The sequence below is a fragment of the Draconibacterium halophilum genome, from assembly GCF_010448835.1.
Lineage (GTDB): Bacteria > Bacteroidota > Bacteroidia > Bacteroidales > Prolixibacteraceae > Draconibacterium > Draconibacterium halophilum.
On the sequence record NZ_CP048409.1, the window covers coordinates 1,392,499 to 1,416,395 of the forward strand.

General features: G+C 40.2%; 14 protein-coding genes and 1 pseudogene. 13 read left to right on the top strand and 2 right to left on the bottom strand.

What is annotated here, in order from left to right; translation table 11 throughout:
- Positions 1–53: 53 nt before the first annotated feature.
- Positions 54–398 carry an Hpt domain-containing protein gene (locus G0Q07_RS05670; protein WP_163345171.1) on the bottom strand — a complete coding sequence of 115 codons (345 nt, stop codon included), beginning with the start codon at positions 396–398 and terminating at the stop codon, positions 54–56.
- A gap of 172 nt (positions 399–570) precedes the next feature.
- Here G0Q07_RS05670 and gcvT point away from each other — a divergent pair, with 172 nt between their 5' ends.
- The 7 genes from gcvT to G0Q07_RS05705 all read left to right on the top strand — a co-directional run bounded on the left by gcvT (position 571) and on the right by G0Q07_RS05705 (position 12,235).
- Positions 571–1,656: a glycine cleavage system aminomethyltransferase GcvT gene (gcvT, locus tag G0Q07_RS05675; protein ID WP_163345172.1), complete on the top strand. Its 1,086-nt coding sequence runs from the start codon at positions 571–573 to the stop codon at positions 1,654–1,656.
- A 473-nt stretch (positions 1,657–2,129) separates the two neighbouring features.
- Positions 2,130–3,197, top strand: a complete 1,068-nt coding sequence (gene serC, locus G0Q07_RS05680; RefSeq protein ID WP_163345173.1) for a 3-phosphoserine/phosphohydroxythreonine transaminase — start codon at positions 2,130–2,132, stop codon at positions 3,195–3,197.
- Positions 3,198–3,292: 95 nt separating this feature from the next.
- Positions 3,293–4,213 (top strand): NAD(P)-dependent oxidoreductase, encoded by a 921-nt coding sequence (locus G0Q07_RS05685; protein WP_163345174.1) that lies wholly within the window; start codon positions 3,293–3,295, stop codon positions 4,211–4,213.
- A 193-nt stretch (positions 4,214–4,406) separates the two neighbouring features.
- Positions 4,407–5,657, top strand: coding sequence for a DUF1015 domain-containing protein (locus G0Q07_RS05690; protein WP_163345175.1), 1,251 nt, complete (start codon positions 4,407–4,409; stop codon positions 5,655–5,657).
- Positions 5,658–5,877: 220 nt separating this feature from the next.
- Positions 5,878–8,853 (top strand): PEP/pyruvate-binding domain-containing protein, encoded by a 2,976-nt coding sequence (locus G0Q07_RS05695; protein WP_163345176.1) that lies wholly within the window; start codon positions 5,878–5,880, stop codon positions 8,851–8,853.
- Between the two features lie 305 nt (positions 8,854–9,158).
- Positions 9,159–10,658: a tagaturonate reductase gene (locus tag G0Q07_RS05700; RefSeq protein ID WP_163345177.1), complete on the top strand. Its 1,500-nt coding sequence runs from the start codon at positions 9,159–9,161 to the stop codon at positions 10,656–10,658.
- 89 nt (positions 10,659–10,747) lie between these two features.
- Positions 10,748–12,235, top strand: a complete 1,488-nt coding sequence (locus G0Q07_RS05705) for a UxaA family hydrolase (protein ID WP_163345178.1) — start codon at positions 10,748–10,750, stop codon at positions 12,233–12,235.
- Positions 12,236–12,452: 217 nt separating this feature from the next.
- Here the strand turns inward: G0Q07_RS05705 and G0Q07_RS20645 are convergent.
- Positions 12,453–13,966: pseudogene (locus G0Q07_RS20645) on the bottom strand (FAD-dependent oxidoreductase).
- Between the two features lie 476 nt (positions 13,967–14,442).
- Here G0Q07_RS20645 and G0Q07_RS05715 point away from each other — a divergent pair.
- The 6 genes from G0Q07_RS05715 (at position 14,443) to G0Q07_RS05735 (ending at position 23,884) form a co-directional block, all read left to right on the top strand.
- Positions 14,443–16,245, top strand: a complete 1,803-nt coding sequence (locus G0Q07_RS05715) for a sodium-translocating pyrophosphatase (protein ID WP_262887993.1) — start codon at positions 14,443–14,445, stop codon at positions 16,243–16,245.
- Between the two features lie 5 nt (positions 16,246–16,250).
- Complete coding sequence (locus G0Q07_RS21010) at positions 16,251–16,769, top strand: sodium/proton-translocating pyrophosphatase (protein ID WP_262887994.1); 519 nt, start codon at positions 16,251–16,253, stop codon at positions 16,767–16,769.
- A 416-nt stretch (positions 16,770–17,185) separates the two neighbouring features.
- A complete protein-coding gene (locus G0Q07_RS05720; RefSeq protein ID WP_163345179.1) occupies positions 17,186–18,199 on the top strand; it encodes a dihydroorotate dehydrogenase-like protein in 1,014 nt (337 codons plus the stop codon).
- A 974-nt stretch (positions 18,200–19,173) separates the two neighbouring features.
- Positions 19,174–19,509: a hypothetical protein gene (locus G0Q07_RS05725; RefSeq protein WP_163345180.1), complete on the top strand. Its 336-nt coding sequence runs from the start codon at positions 19,174–19,176 to the stop codon at positions 19,507–19,509.
- 52 nt (positions 19,510–19,561) lie between these two features.
- Positions 19,562–21,799 (top strand): lectin-like protein, encoded by a 2,238-nt coding sequence (locus G0Q07_RS05730; protein WP_163345181.1) that lies wholly within the window; start codon positions 19,562–19,564, stop codon positions 21,797–21,799.
- An 84-nt stretch (positions 21,800–21,883) separates the two neighbouring features.
- Positions 21,884–23,884, top strand: a complete 2,001-nt coding sequence (locus G0Q07_RS05735; RefSeq protein ID WP_163345182.1) for a LamG domain-containing protein — start codon at positions 21,884–21,886, stop codon at positions 23,882–23,884.
- Positions 23,885–23,897: the final 13 nt, after the last annotated feature.

Genomic DNA, 23,897 nt, shown 5'->3' on the forward strand with positions numbered 1-23,897 from the left:
GCTGTATTAAAAGAATTCTGCAGGACGGCTCTCGTAAGGGAGTCGTTTTCTTTTTAAAGTAATTCCTTCAACTCGGGAATTGCAGCCTGTAATTGATTAATGGCATCTTCAACCATTTTCGGAACATCGTTCAGATTATTGGCTTCGCACTCCAATTGAATGTTCTTCAGTAAGGTTCCGGTGTTGTCCATTCCAAATGTCATTGCCGACGATTTTGCGGTATGTGCTTCGCGTGCCAGCTTTTCCCAGTCCTCTGCTTTAAGGAATGAACTCATGTTCGTCACAAATTCATCAATCTGTTCCAGAAAAATTTCTGCCATATCCTTTATAAACTCGTTGTCGCCACCTGCAAGTGTTTCAAGCTGAGACGTATTGATGTGTTGAAAAGTATTGCTCATTTTTTGTTTTTGATTGTGGTCAGCAATTTAGCAAAATAATTCAGAAAGCTTTTTGTGCTGTTGCTGATAAAATTCATATTTGTGCTGTTTTTGAATACATAGATTTGCTCAACATTATCTTATAATGGCAGACGGTTTATGAACTATATCCGTTAACAATTGAAAAATAAATATGAAAACAACTGCATTTAATTCGATACACAAAAAAAAGGGCGGCAAATTGGTTGAGTTTGCCGGATACGAAATGCCTATTGAGTACAGTGGCATTAGAGATGAACACATGACAGTGCGCGAGGGCGTAGGCGTTTTTGATGTATCGCACATGGGCGAATTCTGGGTGAAAGGACCGAAAGCTTTGGATTTGGTAGCCAAAATTACATCAAACGATCCGCGAATTCTTACACAAGGGCAGGCCCAGTATAGTTGTTTGCCAAACGGAAAAGGAGGTATTGTTGACGACCTCTTGGTTTATTATTACGAACCTGAAAAATATATGTTGGTAGTTAATGCCGCCAACATTGAAAAAGACTGGAACTGGATTGTTCTTCAAAATGAAGAAGTTGGAGCAGAGCTGGAAAATGCTTCCGACCATATTAGCCAGTTGGCCATTCAGGGGCCTAAAGCAACTGAGGTGCTTCAAAAATTAACCGATGTAAATCTTTCAGAAATAAAATTTTACACCTTCGTAACCGATAAATTTGCCGGTGTTGATGATGTGATTATTTCAGCAACAGGATACACCGGAGCAGGTGGTTTCGAGTTGTATTTCAGAAATGATGTAGCAGAAACGATCTGGAATGCCATTTTTGAGGCCGGTGCAGAAGCAGGCATCAAACCAATTGGTTTGGCAGCCCGCGATACACTGCGTTTAGAAATGGGTTATTGCCTTTACGGAAACGATATTGACGATACAACATCGCCATTGGAAGCCGGTTTGGGATGGATTACAAAATTCAATAACGGGCGTAAATTTATCGATCGCGAATTTTTAACCATGCAAAAAACCGAAGGAATATCACGCAGGTTGCGCGGTTTTGAACTTACTGGAAGAGGAATTCCGCGTAAAGGTTACGAATTGGTAAACTCAGTAGGTGAAACAATTGGTAGCGTAACATCAGGAACCATGTCTCCGGTTTTAAATAAAGGAATTGGAATGGGATACGTTGCCAAAGAATACTCCGCTTTTGGAACCGAAATTTTTGTGAAGATCCGAAATAAAGTAATTCCTGCAGAAATAGTTAAAATGCCTTTTATCTAACCAATAAAACATATTAAAACTAAACTTCGCCGTCTGTTTATTACAGGCGGCTTTTTTTATCCCTCAAGTTTTGGCCGGTTCTATTTAAATTCTTTTTAAATATTACGCCGAAAAAATCATTTATTCTGTAAAACATGGTATTGTTGCTCGGAATAAGATATTTTTGTATGAAACGAGCATGTATAGTCTTTACACACAGGGAAATGATTAATGTACGAGTTGCATACGATGCAATATTAATTAACTATTTTAATCGTATGAAATAACAGATTGATACCGACAATGTTAACAACAAAGAGAGAGGGGAAATGATATCTGTCACCTGTTTTTGTGTTGTTAATCAATGTTTTAAAACTCATAAAAATAAAAATAAACTTGATTTTTCTCATCGGATAAACAATCACTATTTAAGAACTTTATGGTGGTGTTTAAAAGATTAAAAATTTAATTACTCACCTTAATTGTTGTATTATATGAAGAAGCACAATTTTTACGCAGGACCTTCAATTCTGCCCGAATTTACAAAGGAAAAAACTGCTGAGGCCGCTATGAACTTTGCCGGAACCGGACTTTCTGTAATGGAAGTTTCGCACCGTAGCAAAGAATTTGTTGCTGTTATGGATGAGGCAGTTGCTTTGGTAAAAAAATTACTAAAAGTACCGGAGGGTTATTCGGTTCTTTTCTTGCAAGGTGGTGCCAGCACTCAGTTTTTAATGGCTCCATACAACTTAATGGATAAAAAGTCAGCATATTTAAATACAGGTGCATGGTCGAAAAAGGCCATAAAAGAAGCTAAATTTTTTGGCGAAATTGTAGAAGTAGCATCATCGGCTGACACTATTTATAATTATATCCCAAAAGGATACGAAGTGCCATCCGATGCAAGTTATTTCCATTATACATCAAATAATACTATTTACGGCACACAAATTCCAACACCGGATGTTGATGTGCCATTAGTTGCAGATATGTCATCCGATATTTTCAGCCGCCCGATAGATGTATCAAAATATGATTTGATTTATGCTGGTGCACAGAAAAACCTTGGACCATCAGGTGCTACACTGGTAATTGTAAAAGATGATGCGTTAGGTAAGGTTGATCGTCCAATTCCAACGATGTTGGATTATTCTACACATATTAAAGCGGGCTCAATGTTCAATACGCCTTCAACACTTCCGGTATTTGCCTGTTTGCAAACCTTAATTTGGTTGAAAGAAAACGGTGGAGTAGAAGCCATGGAACAAACGAACATTGAAAAAGCGAAAGTTCTTTATGATGAAATCGATCGCAATAAATTGTTCCAGTGCACGGTGCTGGCCGAAGAAGATCGCTCATTAATGAATGTTACTTTTGTAATGACGCCGGAGTTCGCTGAATTTGAGAAGGAGTTTTTGGAATTTGCAACAGCGAAAGGAATGTTGGGAATAAAAGGACACCGCTCAGTTGGCGGATTCAGGGCTTCAATTTACAATGCAATGCCTGTTGAAAGTATTCAGGCTTTGGTAGATGCCATGCAGGAGTTTGAAAAAATGAAGTAAACAAACAATAAACAGATGAAATGCAGGGCAAACGTCCTGCATTTTTTTCACCTACGGTTTTCAAGTTCCGGAGGTGAACCTAAATTTTATGAGTAATGAGAAAAATCTTAATAGCCACAGTTAAACCGTTTGCCCCGGTTGCTGTAAAAAAAATCAGAAAAATTTTTGAGAAAGCAGGTTACGAGCTTCAATTGCTTGAAAAGTACAATGACAAACAAGAACTTCTTCAAGCCATTGCCAATGTTGATGCAGCAATTATCCGTAGCGATAAGTTTGATGAGGAAGTGCTTAAAGCAGGTAAGAAATTGAAGATTGTTGTGCGCGCAGGTGCCGGTTACGACAATGTTGATATTGAAACCGCATCAGCCAGTAACATTGTTGTAATGAATACGCCCGGGCAAAATTCAAATGCAGTAGCCGAATTAGCCATTGGCTTGGCAATAATGGGATTGCGCGAGCAATTTTCAGGTAAGCCCGGTGGCGAAATGCGTGGACGTACTCTCGGACTTCATGGTTTTGGGTACGTTGCCCGAAACGTTTTTCGCATTGCACGGGCCATGGGAATGAATGTAATTGTATACACCCGTTACAGTAAAGGTGATGCCGCTGCAATAGGATTGAAGGTTACAAAATCACTGGAAGATCTTTACGAAAAAAGCGATATCGTTTCTATTCATGTTCCGGCACGTGGCGAGCACATAAAATCGGTAAGCGCCGAAGTGCTTTCGCATTTACAAGATGGCAGTATTTTAGTGAACACTGGCAGAAAAGAAGTCATTAACGAGCCCGACCTGGTAAAATGTATGGAAGAAAAACCGGGCATAAAATACATGTCGGACCTTACGCCGGATTGTGAAGCTGAATTTGAAGAAAAATTCCCCGGAAGATTTTTCTTCACACCTAAAAAAGCCGGAGCACAAACGGCTGAGGCCAATTTAAATGCAGGCTTGGCAGCTGCCCGGCAAATCGTCGATTTTTTTGAGAATGACGACACTACACATCAGGTGAATAAATAGCTTGTTTTGTGGCACTTCCAGAATCTTAGTGCATTCTTTGTGCAACTTAGTGGTTAAAACTTATTGAGCAGAACGCTACGTTAACTCAAAGTTGCACAAAGAATTATTTCTTAAAATAATGTATTAAATAGAGACCGGATTTATATTTTTGGCAATCTAAAATCTGGTTGTCTATAAATTTAAAATCAAAATAATGGCAATTATAAAACCATTCAAAGGACTTCGTCCGCAAAAAGAAATTGTTGAAGAACTGGCATGTCTTCCATACGACGTTATGAATTCGGAAGAAGCCGCTGCAATGGCAGAAGGAAAAGAGAAATCCTTGCTTCGTATCACAAAAGCCGAAATTGAATGCCCGGAAGTGGATGATATTCACTCTGAAACGGTTTACAACAAAGCAGTTGAGAATTTTAAAGCATTCCAGGAAAAAGGCTGGCTGAAAGATGACGCGGATGCCAAATATTATATATATGCACAAACCATGAATGGTGTTACCCAATATGGAATTGTTGGAGCAGCTGCCTGTGCCGATTATGAAAATGGCATTATTAAAAAGCACGAACTTACCCGCCCGGAGAAAGAAGAAGACCGCATGGTTTTAACGCGTTATTTGAACGCCAATATCGAGCCGGTATTTTTTGCATACAAAGCTGTGGCCGAGATCGATATGATAGTGGAGAACATTGTAAAAAGCAAAGCTGCCGATTACGATTTTACTGCTGAAGACGGATTTGGGCACCATTTCTGGGCCATCGACGATGCTGCCACCAACACTAAACTGGAACAACTTTTCGAAGAAAAAGTGCCGTTTACCTATGTGGCCGATGGTCATCATCGAACTGCTGCAGCTGCACGCATTGGTGCTGAAAAAACTTCTCAGAATTCGAATCATACCGGGAATGAGGAGTACAATTACTTTATGGCGGTTCATTTTCCCGATAACCAATTGCAGATTATTGATTACAACCGCGTAGTAAAAGATTTGAATGGCTTATCGGAAATTGATTTTCTTGCTGAACTTTCCAACGGTTTTGATGTGGAAAATATGGGAGCCGATATTTTTAAACCAGCGGCATTGCACGAATTTGGTTTGTATATGGCCGGAAGCTGGTATAAATTAACTGCCAAAGAGGGAACCTACGATGACAACGACCCGATTGGAATTTTGGATGTAACGATTCTTTCTAACCAGGTGCTCGATCCAATTTTGGATATTAAAGATTTACGTACTTCAAAACGTATCGATTTTATAGGCGGTATCCGAGGTCTGGAAGAACTAAAGCGCCGTGTTGATTCGGGCGAAATGAAAGCCGCTTTTGCGCTGTATCCTGTTTCTATGCAACAATTGATAAACATTGCCGACAGCGGAAATATTATGCCACCCAAAACCACTTGGTTCGAACCAAAATTGCGTTCGGGGTTGGTAATTCATAAATTAGATTAAACTTTTTAGGTCATCTGCTCACTATGTGTTGCATTAAACAGTGAGCTGATTACGATATACGCATAAAGTAGTCGTCACCCCGCTAAAATATTTTTGAGATAGCGTGGTGACGACTTTTCATAAAATCCCGATCCGTCATCTGATAGATCGGGATTTTTTATGTCCTTAATTCTTCAAAATCCAAAAAATACCTAACTTCAAAAGCTAAACAAGATCAGCAATGGACATCGACAACATATCTCTATCTACCATTTACAAAAAGCGGAAAAACGACCGCGATATTTTCCAGGAATTAATGCCTACCAAAGTAAAAGAAGTGCTGCTGGTGGCTACGCTTTACGATTCCTATTCCATCGTTCGCGAAGGACAGTTTAGCGACAAGATTTTTGGAGAATACCTTCAACTAAACCTATATGCAGCACCACGTTTTACCAGTGTGCATAATAAGGAAGAGGCAGAGCTGATCCTGAAACATCGCGATTTCGATCTGATTATTGTGATGGCAGGAATGGACAAACATACACCGGTAGAAACAGCACGAGCTATTCGTAATCAACGTCCGAGTATTTCAATGTTGTTGTTGGTAAATAATAATGCCGATTTGCGTTTCTTCCAAAACGAGCGTCGGAAACTTGATTTTATTGATCGCATTTTTGTTTGGAACGGAAACTCAAACGTTTTCATGGCTATGATAAAGTATATCGAGGATAAAAGCAATGTGGCCCGCGATACACAGAATGGTAGCGTGCGGGTTATTTTGCTTGTTGAAGACAGCATTCAATATTATTCGCGGTATTTACCAATGCTTTATACAACGGTAATGACCCAAACACAGGTTTTGGTAGAAGAAGACGCGATAGATGAACTGCATAAAATCTTACGAATGCGAGCCCGGCCAAAAGTAATTTTGGTGGATAATTACGAGGAGGCAGTAAAATTTATAAACAGTTATCGCCGCTACATGCTTTGTGTTATTTCTGATGTGAAATTTGAAAAAAACGGAGTAGAGGATGAAGATGCAGGAATTGAGTTGCTTCAGTTTACAAAGAATACGCGCAAATTTCCGATTCCTTTGTTGTTGCAATCGCACGACATTTCAAACGCTAAACGAGCCAAAAGTGTTGGTGCCGATTTTATCAATAAAAACTCCGAAAGCCTCTCGATGGACATTTTTAATTTCCTGTATCGACGGCTGGGATTTGGCGATTTCATTTTTAAAGGTCTCGATGGACTGCCTATAGCCGAGGCTAAAAATATGGAGGATTTTCAGGAAAAGTTTCGTGAAATCCCCGAAGAGTCGCTGCAGTATCACGGTAGTCGTAACTCCTTTTCAACCTGGTTAATGGCACGTGGCGAAATAAATCTTGCTGAGCTTTTGATGCCTATACAGCTTTCCGATTTTAATTCGCCCGAAGAACTGCGGAAGTTTTGTCTCGATAGTTTCAAAAAAGTACGCTTTGAGCGTTTGCGTGGAACCATCGTTAATTTCGATTCCGAGTTTGTTTCGTCCAGCCGTTTTATTGTGCGCATGGCAAAAGGCTCACTTGGAGGGAAGGGAAGAGGAATTGCATTTATCTGCAATTTTATTGAGAACATCGACCTCGCAAAATTTATCACAGAAATGAATATTCGGATTCCGTCAACATCGGTTATTGGCGCACTGGAGTTTGATAAGTTTATCGAGACCAATAACCTTTACGATGATATTTACTCGTTTAACGATTATAGCGCCATTCGAAAACATTTCCTTGAATCGGAGTTTGATGATAAGATTAGGAAAAGGCTGATGGAGTACCTAAAAAAGATAAAAAGACCTTTGGCGGTGCGCTCGTCGGGTTTGTTTGAAGACTCGTTGCTGCAACCCTTCTCGGGTGTTTATGCAACCTATCTCATTCCTAATAATCATACCGATTTGAAGGTGCGATATCAACAGTTAGAAACAGCCATCAAGTTGGTTTACTCCAGTATTTTTACCGAGTCGGCACAGGCATACTTCGATGCTGTAAATTATAAAATTGAAGAGGAAAAAATGGCGGTGGTCATTCAGGAAGTAATTGGACACGAGTACAACGATAAATATTATCCAACACTTTCGGGAGTAGCGCAATCCTACAATTATTATCCAATTGCCTACATGGAGCCCGAAGATGGTTTTTCAGTAGCCGCCGTGGGGCTTGGAATGTACGTAGTTGGAGGAGAGAATTCATTCCGCTTCTGTCCGAAATATCCAAACCTTAATGCTTCTTCGTTAAAAGATCAGTTGCGCGATACGCAGAAACAGTTTTATGCCATCGATCTTTCAAATCCTGATTTTGATTTAGTGAAAGACGGCGAAGATGCAGCAATTAAAAAATACCGGATAAAAGAAGCCGAAAAAGATGGAACGCTTGAGCATTCGGCATCCACATACATTATTGAAAATGACGATTTGATACCGGGAATTCAAGGACCGGGGCCAAAGGTTGTGGATTTTGCCAATATCTTAAAATACAGTCACTTGCCACTGGCCGACGTGTTGCAGTTGTTGCTGAAACTGTTTAAAGAAGCCATGGGATCGCCGGTTGAAATTGAATATGCCATCGACCTTGAACCAGCCGAAAACGGCAAGCCTACGCTTTATTTGTTGCAGATAAAACCATTGATTCGCACGGAAGAGCAGGTGGAAGTTGATATTGAAATGGTGGAAGACGATAAAGTTTTTATGTATGCCGAGCAGGGAATGGGCAATGGCAAAATTGAAGAAATTCGCGATGTGGTTTATGTCGATCCTGATAAATTTGATAAGATGAAAACCAAACAAATGGCACAAGAGATCAGCAAACTGAATGAGTGGTTCGAAAAACAAGATCGCCCATATATTCTCATTGGCCCGGGGCGCTGGGGGTCACGCGATCCGTATACCGGTATTCCGGTGCTTTGGGCACATATTTCAAAAGCCAGGATAATTGTTGAAATGGGCTTGCCCGATTTTCCTCTCGATGCTTCACTGGGATCACATTTTTTCCACAACGTAACATCAATGAATGTAGGCTATTTTTCGGTGCCACACCATTCGCGAAAAACCAAGCTAAGAATGGATGCTTTGAAAAACCAACAGGTACTTCGCGAAACCGAATTTATAAAACATGTGAAGTTTGATAAACCACTTACTATTTTAATGAATGGGCGAGACAGGCGAGCTTTAATACATTGTTGATGTCGGAGAGTACACAAAAATCACAAGGTTAGTTTGTATTAATATATAAGAGGTTGCAAGTCAGTTAACATTATTTTAACCCCAATTAATAGATCTAATATTTTTATTCAATAAGAATAAGTGGATTAATTGCTTGATATAGTGACCTGTATGGATTTGTTTTTGTGTTTTTTACATGAAATCGAGCTAAAAGAATCATCCCCGTTAACGTTAACGGAAAATATTTAAAACTTATATTTGCCCCCTCAATAGAAAAAATCAAGTACTAATTATACCTGAAAAAATAGGTCATAGATTTTAATAGGATGAAGAAATTAAATCGTACGAATGCAACTGAAACCAGCAGTTATCCAACACGCATACTTCAGTTTGGAGAAGGAAATTTTTTACGTGCTTTTACCGACTGGATCGTTGATAAAATGAACAAAGAGATCGGTTTTAACGCCGGTGTTGATGTGGTTCAGCCACTGCCAAACGGTATGGTTGACATGCTGAACGATCAGGACGGGCTTTTCCACGTTTACCTGAAGGGGATTAAAAACGGGACGCCGGTAACCGAATTTTCGCTGATCGACTGTATCAATAAAGGCATTAATCCATACACCGAGTTCGAATCGTACAAAGAAAGTATACTGAATCCCGATCTTCGTTTTGTGTTTTCGAATACTACCGAAGCCGGTATTAGCTGGGAAGAAAACGACACGCTGGATATGACTCCTCAAACGTCGTTTCCGGCAAAAGTGGCCGCATTGTTATACATGCGCTACAAAGAATTTGGTGGCGACAAATCAAAAGGTTTGATCTTTTTCGCCTGCGAGCTGATCGACAGAAACGGAGATATCCTTAAGAAATTCGTATTGCAACATGCCGAAAAATGGAACCTTGGCAACGATTTTATCAGCTGGGTGAACGAGGCCTGTTGTTTCTGCAGCACGCTGGTTGACCGTATAGTTCCGGGATTCCCAAAGGATGAGATCAAAGAAATTCAGGAGGAACTGGGTTACGAAGATAACCTGGTTGTGGTTGGCGAATATTTCCACCTGTGGGTGATTGAAGCGCCGGAGTGGGTGCAGGATGAGTTTCCTGCTGAAAAAGCCGGTTTGGAAGTGAAGTTTGTAAAAGACATGAAACGTTTCCGCGAGCAAAAAGTACAGGTGCTGAATGGTTGCCACACCGGAAGTTACGCCGTGTCGTACCTGAGCGGAATTGAAACCGTTCGCGATGCCTACGAAAACCTCGAGGTGGGTAGTTTTATGAAAGAACTGGTTTACGATGAGGTATTAACGGTTCTGGATGGAACAGAAAAGGAACTGAAGAAATTTGCCAACAAAATTCTGGAGCGTTTTGCCAATCCTTTTATTCGTCACCAATGGCAAAGTATTGCCTTAAACGCCATGTCGAAATGGGAAACACGTAACCTGCCATCGCTGATCAACTTCGAACAAAAACACGGCATGTTGCCACAAAAGCTGGTGTTCTCGCTGGCGGCAATGATCGCGTATTTTAAAGGCGAGGCCAATGGCGAAGCCTACAACGTTCAGGACGATGAGTGGATCGTTGATTTCTACAAAGAAGCCTGGGCAGAATGCGATGGCCGACCAATTTCGATTTACAATTTGTGCGAAAAAGTATTGAGCCTTGATAAAGTTTGGAAACAAAACCTGAATGATATTCCAAACCTGACGATTACCGTTAGTCACTACCTGTTCCTGATTACGCAGGTGGGTATGAAAAAAGCGGTGAAAGCGGTACTAAGCGAAGACAATCCGCTGATGCAGATTACCATCGATAAAATGAGCAATTAGACAATGTTTTTTTCGCAGATAGCGTTTACGTTAAACAATTGTTTCAGCGAAATCCGCGTCATCTGCGAGAAACTTTTAAGAAAACAGAAATGGCAGACTTTATAAAAATAAATCCAACCGACAATGTGATCATCGCCTTAAAAGATTTTACGGCCGGTGAATCGATTGTCGTTGATGAGCAGGAGCTGGCAATTAAAAATGATGTTCCGAAAGGGCACAAAATTGCACTTACTGCTATTGCCGAAAACGAGGATATTATTAAATATGGTGCGCCGATTGGTCATGCTACACAAGCCATCGAAACCGGAGAACACATACATGTTCAGAATCTGAAAACAAATCTTTCGGGCACCATCAATTATTCGTTCGATCAGAAATTAAACGAAATGGCCGTTGCTGAACGAGAGCTTACTTTTCAGGGTTACAAGCGTAGCAATGGCAAGGTTGGAATCCGTAACGAGCTGTGGATTGTGCCAACAGTTGGTTGTGTGAACGGACAGGCGCAGCAGATCATCGATCTGTTTAAGCAGGAAGTAAATCCTACCGATATTGATGCGGTAGAAGTATTTAAACACAGCTATGGTTGCTCGCAGTTGGGCGACGACCATGTAAATACCCAAAAAGCATTGGCTGATGTGATCAATCACCCGAATGCCGGTGGTGTTTTTGTGTTGGGGCTGGGTTGCGAAAATAACCAGATCGACCACCTGAAAAAGTTCATTGGCGATTTTGATGAAAGCCGTGTGCGCTTTTTAGCGTCGCAGGATGTGGAAGATGAGGTGGAAACCGGACTGGAGATTTTGAAGGAGATCTACGAAGTGATGCACACCGATAAACGTGAGGCTGTTCCAGTGTCGGAACTGAATATCGGTTTAAAATGTGGTGGCTCGGATGGTTTTTCAGGAATTACTGCCAATCCACTGGTAGGTGCTTTCTCCGATTTTCTTGTGGCGCAGGGCGGAACAACCATTCTTACCGAAGTACCTGAAATGTTTGGTGCCGAAACTTTGCTGATGGAGCGTGCTCAAAACAAAGAAGTTTTTGATAAAACGGTGAGTCTGATCAATGATTTTAAGGATTATTACCTGCAACATAATTTGCCGGTTTACGAAAATCCGTCGCCGGGAAATAAAAAGGGTGGTATTTCAACCCTCGAAGATAAATCGCTGGGATGTACCCAAAAAGGTGGTACTGCAACGGTGGTCGACGTGTTAAAATATGCCGAGCCGCTGAAAACAAAAGGCCTGAATTTATTGTCGGCACCCGGAAACGATTTGGTGGCTGCATCGGCACTCGGATTTAGCGGTTGCCAGATGGTACTGTTTACCACAGGTCGCGGAACACCGTTTGGCAGTTTTGTGCCTACCATGAAAATCTCTACCAATTCTGATTTATTCAACAAAAAGAAAAACTGGATAGATTTTAACGCCGGCACTTTGCTCGAAGGCAAAACCATGGACGAGCTTTTGGAAGACTTTGTACAGTATATAATTGAAGTAGCCAGCGGCAAACAATTAAACCACGAAAAAACCGGGTTTAAAGAAATTGCCATTTTTAAAACAGGCGTAACGCTTTAGCAACCATAATTGAGAAGTATTATTTTAAGTCCCTGCAGCCGTTGGTTGCGGGGATTTTTTATTCAGTGAAACCCAAATTACAGGAGAGAAACGAACTGTAATTTGATGGTTGAACTAATCCCGATAGCGGAGCGTATCGGGAATACTGAATTATACTTCGACGCTTGATATTAAACTAAATTACTATTGATACCTCGTTCGCTTGCTAAGAGGTAGTTCATTCTGCCTCCTCAAGTTCCAGCACCTGTCCCGCAGCTTCCAGTTTTGTTTTTATTTCCGCATACTGAAGTTTGTGAATAGGAGTTTCTTCCTCCAGGGCCATTGCAGCAATCAGCGCAGCACTTTGCCCAAGTATCATAAAAACGGGTTCCATTCGAATGGAGCCAAATGCAATGTGCGAACTTGAAACAGCAACCGGAACCAGTAAATTTTCGCATTCATTTTGTTTCGGAAGAATCGATCCTAATGCAATTTGATAAGGCTGATGCGGGTGAACACCAATGTCGCCTTCGTTTTGCACAAAGCCTTCGGGTGTAATGTATCGTTGTGTGTTGTGTGAGTCCATCGTGTACGAGCCCATCCCAATAGAGTGGGGAATCGGTGATTTTCCCAGCACTTCATTCTCTGTCATTACAAATTCGCCAATCATTCGCCGGGCCTCGCGTACATAAATCTGGTGGGGCCAGTTTCCGTTATCGATGGATTCATCTTTAGCCAAACCCCATTGTTTCATTTCATTTTGTATTTCATCAGGTATTCGTGGATCGGTGGCATAAAAATAAAGCAGCCCTTTCTGGTAGTTTTCGTGTTCGCGAATAATCTCTGCCCGCCGCTCGTAACTGGCCTCGGGTAGTCGTAGTTCATGCCAATATTATCGAAACTAAATGGCCCGTGATTGTTTACATCAGTCTTGTGGTTCGGAATCGGATCGAATTTATTAAATGTCTCGCGCCAGCCGTGGTTTAACACCCTAACCAGCAGTTCGTATTGTGCGGGATCGTAATTCTCCGGCTGCTCAAAAGGAACACTGTTGTCGGACACTTTTGTCAGGCACATCCTGAAACAATAGGCCTGGATACGTTTGTCGCCATCGCCTTTTTTACCCGGATCGTCGCTTGAAATATGGGGCAAAACACCACTTGCCGGATCACCGGGTACAACATAAGGACTAATATTCATGTTGCCAAAGTGGTGTCCGTGATGAAGTACCCCCGTTTGTATTCCGTTCCATTGCTCGTTGTACACATCGTTTGCTTCGCGTCCAAGGTGGTAATTCACGCCGGCAGCCGCCATTAAATCACCCTCGTAGGTGGCATCAATAAAAATTTTTGCTTTGTATTTTTCGTCGTTCAGCATGGTTATTGAAACAATACGACCATTTTGTTTTTCCACTCCATTTTCACGGTCGAGCCAACGATCCCGAAAAACACTGATGTTGTTCCCGCTGATAAAATCCTCAAAAACCTGCTCGGCCACATGAGGTTCAAAAATCCACATGGTGCGTTTGTCGCCGTCAATTGCCGGTGTGCCTTGTCCGGTGTTGCCATATTCTTCGCGCTTTTCCCACTGCCAGGCTTCATCGGTTTGGTAATGCGAATACACACGCTGGTAAAATTCTCTGGCAAGTCCGCCAATCACAACTTTATTTCCGGTGTCGGTAAATCCAAGTCCGCTTGATGTTAGTCCGCCCAAATGTTTATCAGGGCAAACAATTACAACCGATTTATTCATTTTTGTAAGTTGAACAGCAGCTGTAACTGCCGCCGAAGTTCCACCATATATTACTACATCGGTAGTTGTCAGCTTTGCATTCTGTTTAGGATTACAAGCGAAAAACAAAAAAATTATGCTAAAGACGAAGGGATGAGCTGTTTAGTTTTCATTGATATTTAGGTTTAGTTAAAAGTAAACGGATGTATCTCGTTAATCTTTGGTAAAGCAATCCGTTCACAGGTTGAATTTAAGTTTTGATTTTGAGGGAACAAAATGTTTACAATAAAATATGAAATAGTCTGAAAATCCTGATGTTAAAAAATTTTCAACCTGTTGTCAAATACATAAGCTAAAATTCCTCATCTCGTTTAGAAATTTATCTTTGTCTATTGCAAAAACTTTTTTTTGTAAAACCGGACTAGAAACCAGAAGAAGAACAAATTTCAATTTAATACTAAACCGTAGCCAAAAGCTACACTAAAATTTATCAATTTATGAGCAGTATATTTTTGATAGTGCCAATTGCCTCGATATTGGCATTGGTATTTGCCTGGATATTCTTCAAATCGATGATGAAGAATTCAGAAGGTACTGACAGGATGAAAGAAATTGCACAATACGTTCGTGAAGGTGCAATGGCTTATCTGAAAAGACAGTATAAAGTGGTAGGAATTGTTTTTGTAATACTCTTTATCCTACTAACAATTATGGCATATTTTGGCGTTCAAAATCCATTTGTGCCCATCGCATTTTTAACTGGTGGTTTTTTCTCAGGCCTTTGTGGATTTTTGGGAATGAAAACTGCAACATTTGCTTCAGCGCGTACAGCACACGGAGCATCTAAATCGTTGAACAAAGGTTTACAGGTGGCTTTCCGTAGTGGTGCTGTAATGGGCTTAATCGTTGTAGGATTTGCCTTATTAGATATTGCAGCCTGGTATTGGTTTTTAAGCGAAGTGGTATTTACACCCGAGCACATGGCGAATGGTGCTAAATTCTTAGGGCTTCATTTTGTTCACGGAAGTGCAGATTATGTAACTAATGGTGTAATCAACGATGCAGGCCAACGAGTAAAATTAATTGAGATAACAGTTACCATGTTAACCTTTGGTATGGGTGCTTCTACACAAGCATTATTTGCTCGTGTTGGAGGAGGTATTTATACAAAAGCTGCTGATGTAGGTGCTGACCTTGTAGGTAAAGTAGAAGCAGGTATTCCTGAAGACGATCCGCGTAACCCTGCAACTATTGCCGATAACGTTGGTGATAATGTTGGTGATGTTGCCGGTATGGGAGCCGACCTTTACGAATCGTATGCAGGCTCTATTCTGGCAACCGCTGCTCTTGGTGCCGCTCTTCCTGTAATAGTTCTTTCTGATACTGGTATCGATCCTATTAAAGCTGTTACAGCTCCTATGATTGTTGCTGCTATTGGAATTATTCTTTCCATCGTGGGAATCTTCATGGTTCGCACCAAAGAATCTGCTACACAGAAAAATTTATTAAATGCGCTATTGATTGGTACCGGAGGAAGTTCATTTCTGATTCTTCTTGCAATGGCCGGAATGGCTTACCTTGGTTGGGTAACCTGGGGAGTTTTCTTTGCTGTTATTATTGGATTGGCTGCCGGTGTTATTATCGGGCAGGCTACTGAATATTATACTTCTGATGAATATAAACCAACAAAAGGAATTGCTGAACAGGCGCAACAAGGACCTGCAACTACTATTATTGACGGTTTAGCTGTTGGTATGTACTCAACCTGGATTCCGGTTGTAACCATCGTTCTTGGAATTATGGGATCTTTCTGGGCTGCAGGTGGTGCAGAACATTTTGCAATGGGTGTTTACGGAATTGGTTTTGCTGCAGTAGGTATGTTATCTACACTGGGTATTACATTGGCTACCGATGCATTCGGACCTATTGCTGATAATGCCGGTGGTAACGCTGAAATGGCTGAACTTCCGCCAGAAGTACGTGAAAGAACAGATGCTTTAGATATGCTGGGAAATACAACTGCTGCAACCGGTAAAGGATTTGCAATTGGTTCGGCCGCATTAACTGCAATGGCGCTAATTTCTGCTTATATGGAAGAAATTAGATTGTGGTTTGGAAAAATAGCAAAAGCCGGCGAAGGATTTGTTACCAAAGGATCATATATATTCTACGAGGATGTCGCTCCGGCTGTGCAGGACGGAATGCAGGCTGTTAAGATTTCCACTGCTTCGGTAAAAGATTTTACAGCTGCTTACGATGTTACGCTTTTTAATCCATTGTTTTTAGGGGGCTTTTCTTAGGTTCAATGATGGCATTTTTGTTTAGTGCGATGACCATGAAAGCTGTAGGTCGTGCAGCAGGTGCAATGGTTGACGAAGTTCGCCGCCAGTTTCGCGACATTCCTGGTATTTTGGAAGGTAAAGCTACACCTGAATATGCAAAATGTGTTGAAATTTCAACCAAAGGAGCACAGAAAGAAATGTTGGTACCTTCATTAGTAGCCATAATTGTTCCGGTTATTGTTGGAGCTACAATGGGTGTTGCTGGTGTTATTGGTCTTTTAGCTGGTGGTTTAACTGCCGGTTTTACGTTAGCCGTGTTTATGAACAATGCAGGTGGTGCGTGGGATAACGCTAAAAAATACATCGAAAAAGGAAACTACGGTGGAAAAGGTAGCGAAGCACATCACGCAGGTGTTGTTGGCGATACCGTTGGTGATCCTTTTAAAGATACTTCAGGACCTTCACTGAACATCTTGATTAAACTGATGACTATGGTTTCGGTTGTAATGGCCGGTTTAACTGTAACATTAAGTTTGCTGTAAGAAACAAGTGAATATAAAATACAAAACCATCTGTTGAAAGGCAGGTGGTTTTTTTATGGGCTTAAGTCAGATCAATTCAGTCGTCGTTCGTATTTTTTTGTAATAACCTCCGTTCAAAACAGAAAACTGTTATTTCGAAAGAGAGCAACGACTGAGAGAGCTTTCTCGAAATGTTTCATTGTGAGTTTGTTGTGGCAAAGAGTTAGTGTGTTACAGAAAAAAAGAAGCAACTGTTTTCTGAATACGGCTAATTTCTTTCGACGGTGACTGCAGCTAAAAACTTTCTTTTGCTTCCTTACGATTTCGCACTTTCTCTATCGCCCATCAAAAAAAATATTTTCATTCTTGAACAAAATATTTCTATATTTAGTTACACTTAAAAAACAAATAGTAAAATCACTAAAAAAACTATAATTATGGCAGATTTATCAACAACCTACATGGGTATCAAATTAAAAAACCCGTTAATTCTTGGAGCAAGCAATTTGGTATCGAAACCCGATGTTATAAAGCAAATTGAAGAAGCAGGAATTGGTGCAATTGTTTACCGCTCGTTATTTGAAGAGCAAGTTCAGCTAGAAAGTCTCCAGCTGGATGAAGAGTTGAGCGAATATGAAGAGCGTAATGCTGAAATGACTGATATTTTTCCGGGATTGAAACATGCCGGACCAAAAGAGCATTTATATAATCTGGAAAAGCTGGTGAAAAATGTTGATGTGCCTGTTTTTGCAAGTCTGAATGCCATTTACGAGCCTACCTGGGTTGAATATGCGAAGGAGTTGGAAAAAACAGGCGTAGCAGGTTTGGAAATTAATCTTTACGCGGTACCCGGATATTTTGAGGTAACCGGCGAATCGATTGAGGAAAAACAGGTGCAAATTGTTAAAGCCGTAAAAAAAGCAGTTAAAATTCCGGTAAGTGTAAAAATGAGTTTGTTTTACACCAATCCCTTGAATTTTATTAAGAAGGTGGACGAAGCTGGTGCTGATGGTTATGTGCTTTTTAATCGCTTTTTTCAACCTGAAATTGATATTGAGAAAGAAGAATATTTCTACCCCTGGGAGTTAAGTAACCCGAAAGATCATATGGTAGGTTTGCGTTATGCAGGCTTGTTGCACGGTAATGTTGAGGGAAGTGTGTGTATTAGTCGTGGTATTTACGATGCCAACGATGTAATAAAAATGCTGCTTGCCGGTGCCGATGTGATACAGATGGTAAGTGCTATTTACCGTAACTCGCCAACAGTAGTTTCAGATATTTTAATGGATATTAATAAGTGGATGGACGATAAAGGATACAAAACGCTTGATGATTTCCGTGGAAAACTTTCGCGTAAAAACATGAAAGATCCATTTGCTTATCAGCGTGCACAATATGTTGATATACTAACAAAATCGGAAGAGATTTTTAAAAAATATCCGATGGTGTAATAATACATTTTTCGTAGCATAAAAAACAGGAGCCCAATGGTTCCTGTTTTTTTGTGCCAGTACCAGGTGTCGTCAATGCGGAATGACAGGTTCTGAGAATTATCAACCGGCTATGGATAGATATTGAAGAATTTGATGTAAGTCTGGATTAGGGACAGTGTAAAAAAACGCTATTTATTATCTGGAGTTATTTAACTAATTCGTAAATAAGTTAAATAGATACTAATGCGTTTAATTCCTATAAATCTTATTCATCAAGTATTTTGCTTTAGGATTTAAGGGTATGATATTTAATATATTGCTGCCCTGTAATTTCCCTTCGGTATTGTACATAAAAGTTGCGATGCTGCTCCTTAAATTGATCAACGATTGGATTTTTATTGCACCATATGAGGATGATTGTAATAAAAATTATCTTAAAAGCAATTCTTTTGTTGAGATTTATTAGCATTAATGATGTTGGTATTTGTAATGTGTGTAGTATGAGCTATATATACATTTTTTGAGACATATATTAGGTAAAATGCTGAGTGAACAATCAGCAATCTTGTAGGTGAAATCAGTAAATATTTTGATTAATAGCTTTAGTTTTTTTGTAAGATTTATGCTATCGGGACGTAGATGATTTTTTCAGTAGAAATGAATTAGTTCAATCTGCCGAAAAGTAAAAAAGCAAACCACAAAAAGTCAATTATGAAGAATGTTTACAAAGTTATTTCAAAACCACATTGTGTCAGGTATTTGAAGTTGTTTCACCAGTATTTATGATACCCTCAATTAAAAATCTGTTTTTTAGATTTTTATGACGAATATTTCTACCAGACTTGCAGTAATTTACAAGGTTTAGGTGTAATAACGACCTATTCCAAAAAGCTATTTAAAGCCAGTATAAGTTGCTGTTAATTAGATCAAAATATTCGACAAGTATTTTTTCTGCAATAAATGAAGTTTAACCTAACTAAAGAATACATACGATGCTTTATGCTGACACAAAAGTTAAGAAACTAAAGAAACAAGTAGTATTGGCAGTTCTTGCCATTGCAGTTGTTTTATTTTCATCAAATGGCACAAAAGCCCAGTCTTTAACAACGAATCCTTCTGGAAATTATGAAGCAGCGTCGAGTAGCGCTGCAGTTAATATAGGTGCAACGGTAACGGTTGGTACCGGATCAGCTCAGTTAAATGCTGCCACTGTAGCTATTTCTGCTAATTATAGTAGTAGCATCCTTTTAAAAATTAATAGCTCAACAAGTAGCCCCTATTTTGATCTTTACAATAAAGCTCAACAGCGAAACTTTCGGTGGGGCTAAATTAATTATGGATGAAAACCAGAGGGGAAGAATTAAAATTGAATAAAACATAATGAAAAAAAATCTACTTCTATTTTGCATTATCAGTTTAAGCCTGTCGTTGCAGGCACAAACGCTAACCATCTCATTGGGTGGGCAAACAGGTACTTCAGGTACAAACTGGACCTCAAGTGGAAGTGATCCTGTAACGATTGAAACAACTTCTGGAGATGCAGTAATTTCTCCTTCTGTAATTGAAAATTTATTAAATGCTGGAAGTAGTGTTGTCGTGCTTTCTTCGCTGGATATCAGGCTATCTGACGCGATAACTAAAACAGGGGGAGGAGCAGCTCTCCTTGAATTTAGAGCAGGGCGAGATCTGTTTATTCAGGCTGATATTACAAGCAGTAATAGTGCATTGAACCTGAAGTTGGATTCGGATAACGACGGAGATAATATTGGGGCAATAACCAACTCTTCAAGTCTGACCACAAACAGTGGATTTATAAACTTTCTTGATGATGTAAGTTTTAATGGAACAAGTGCACAAACCATAAATTCAGGAGCACAATACATAATTTGTGGAGGGGAGGTTATGCTAAGCAATAATAATGGTGTGACGTTTCAAACAGCAGACAATAATGTAACATTTTCGGGAGCTGTCAATTCGGGCAACAGTTATTCGCTTGATGCGACCAGTAGAACCTGGAATGCGGCTCATTCGTTATATAATTCTGATTCGGATTATTTGGCAACCATCACATCTAAAATGGAATTAACCGCTGCAATGGCAGTTGTTCCCTCTGGAGGTGCATGGTTGGGTGGATCGGATAAGGATACAGAAGGGACTTGGAAGTGGGTAACCGGTCCTGAAGCTGGAACAGTATTTTGGACTACCGCACTATCACAAGGAATTAAAGGATATGTTGGAACTAATGGGCATTATGTAAATTGGAATACTGGTGAGCCAAATGATTCGGGCGGAGATGAGGATGCTTTGCAAATACGTAATAACACAGATGGATATTGGAATGATTTACCTACTACTGTGAATGATTTAGCATCTGTTGTTGAGCACGAATTATCGCCTTCTCCGCTTATCGTTGATGCTGGTGACGGTAATGTTATATTTCAAAATTCGGTTGGTGCCGGGAAAGTATTGAAAAGCGTTGATATTACAGCAGCCAACACTATTATTAATGGCGGAGGAATTACCACTGAAAGTGAATCGTCTGAAGGACAACTTTTTTCAGGAAACCTAATTATCGGAGGTGCTGAGGTTGTGCTCGAAATGCTAAATACTTCGTCCTCATTTATTTTGAATTCTGGAAAAACAATTACCAACTCAAACACTGGAGAATCTACTCTGACGATTAAAAATCCCAATAATATCCAGTTTATTTCTTCTAATTCAGTTTCTTCTGCAGACTATCCTTTTAATCTTGTTCTTTGGGCTGATACTGATGGAGACGGAGCCGGTAACATTTCTATAGGAACAAATGGAAGTATATCCACTAACGAAGGCCATCTATGGATGGGCGGCGGTTCTGGTTCTACTACGTGGAATAACCTTACTGTTGGCGATGGTTATGCCACAGGAATTACAGGAACAGGCATTTTGCTGGATGATGTTACTATTAACGCAGATGCAGGAGATATTTCTATTTCTGGTAAAAGTACATCGACGAACGCTGCTTCTCACGGTATTCATTTAAAATATACTGGTTCGTCAACTTTAACTACCAATAGTGGTACAATTACATTACAGGGCGTTGGTGGGCAAAGCACGGCAGCCGAGGCTGCAAATTGTGATGGAATACGCATTGAAGGTACCTTGCAAACAACAAGCGGAACTATTGACTTAACTGGGCTATCAACCGCAGAAGATCAGTCGGAAGGTATTGCTATTGAGTCAACAGGTAGTTTGGCCAGCACAAGTGGCAATATTTTGTTACAAGCCGACAATATTTATTTTTCCGGTGATGCGCGAGCTGCCAGTGCAGGAGAGTTGGCACTTTCGCCGGTAACATCAACGGCAACAATAGGTATTGCCGGTGCGACCGGAACCTTGTCATTACCATCTTCTCGTTTTACTTCAAATTTTACCGATGGCTTTAGCCTGATAACAATAGGTAATGGAGCTCAAAGCGGAAATATCAATCTTAATACGGTGAGTTTTCGCGATAATATGCGTTTGCAAACCTCAGGAACGGTAATCATAGATGCTGCACAAACAGTGACGACTGAAAATATAAAACTACAAATAGATAATAATTTGGATATGGGGACTGGTTCAAAAATAATCAGGTAATCCTTATACAAAACAATATAGTTTGAATATGAAAAAATTGACCACCATTCTTTTGGTTTTATTTAAATGCACAAATCCAACGATATGAAAAAATATTTACTTTTAATTCTTTTCACTTGCTTCTTCGCCTTTGCGCAGGCTCAACCATTTGGTTCATCAGCCTTGTGGTTTGACGACCTTAACGATTACGTTTCTGCAAATTCAGTAAGTGCAGCAATGTCGTCGCAAGGGGCTATGACTCTTGAAGCCTGGATTTATCCTGAAAGTTTTGAGACCCAGGATTTTGTTCTTACGTTCCATGCCGCCGCCCCAGACTATGACAATAGAATATTGTTAGGATTAAAAAGCGGAGTGCTAGTTGCCGGATATAAAACCCCGTCATCATTAGATATAAGTAGTTACGGGACTAATACTTTACCATTAAATCAATGGTCGCATATTGCATGGACCATTGCCGCTAATGGTTCATCTGTAGTATATCTAAATGGTGTAATCGAAATTGATACGTTTACTGTTGATGTTGGAGCCTGGCCTGAATCAGAGGGTACTTTTTCTATTGGACAGGATTATGACGGAGAAAATACTACCGACCATTTCCATGGTCTAATTGATGAGGTTCGCGTTTGGAATGTAGTACGCACACAAACCGAAATACAAAATAACAGGAGTGATGTTCTGTCAAATCCAACTGGTGAAACGAATCTTGTTGCTTATTTTACTTTCGATGATACCAGCAGCGGAACATTAACTGATGAATCAGTAAATAGTAACACCGGGACCTTGCATTTTTACGATGGTGGAGATGGTACTCCCGAAAACGCATACCAAATTGCTTCGGTTACCGACCTTGTTTATTTATCGCAACACACTGGCGACTGGAACAAAAACTTTTTGCAAACCGCCAATATTGATTTTGGAAGCGATGAAACTGTTGTGGACTGGAATGGTGATGGCATCGTTGGTGATGCTGCTGATGCAAATGGTTTTTTCCCCTTAGGTAGTAGCTATCCATCAACCTCAAAATTTACAGGCAATTATGATGGACAAGAATATTCCATTTCAAATTTATATGTCAATAGGACCGGGAGTTACAATGGGTTGTTCGGCTATAATGATGGAGCAACTCTAAAAAGGATTATACTTCTTAATGCACTTGTGAATGGAGGAGATTATACAGCTCTTCTTGTGGGGAACGATATCAATGGAATAATTGAATCATGTTTGGTTTCAGGTACCATAAACGGGAGCAATTATATAGGAGGTCTCGTTGGACAGGCAAATAATGTTTCCTACAATCGATGTGCTGCTAATAACATAACAATTAACGCTGTTAGTTATATTGGAGGGCTAATTGGGAATGTTAATAATACTGCTTCTAATATAACGAATTCCTATGCAACAGGTATTATTAATTCTGGAGTCAGTTATGTCGGAGGACTAATTGGAAACTTTTGGAGTCCATCTGCAGTTACAGTTAATAAATGTTATGCAAGTGTTTCATCTGGTAATAAGGGATTCATAGGTTTTGCCTCAGATTATAATAATGTCTCAAATAGTTATTGGGATGTTGAAGTCGATGGTATTAATGGAAATTCTTCAGGTGATACTAACTATGGAGCAATAGGCAAAAATACAGCCGAAATGAAAAATGCTTCAACCTTTACTAGCTGGGATTTTACAGAAGAAACAGGTGATTGGCAAATCGAAAACGATTACTACATCTCCTATCCTTATTTACAGGCTTTTACTTATGATGCACCGGGGGCGAGTCCGGAAATAAATCCAATACCGGGCTTAGCAACAACACCGGTAACCTGGACCGGAGCAACAGATTCGGACTGGAACACCGCTTCTAACTGGAATCCTGCAGTTGTACCAACAGCAAATGTTGATGCAACAATTCCGGCAAGCGGAGTTACAAATTTCCCGGTGGTGAATTCTGCAACTACTGCAGCCGTTAAAAATCTTACGAATAACTCAACAACAAATAATGCTATAACCGTTCAGGCAGGCGGAAAGCTAACCGTTAATGGGGTATACACTGCTGTTAATGGTGCCAAAATTAAGGTTACAGGAGCACAATAAGTTACTTATCCAT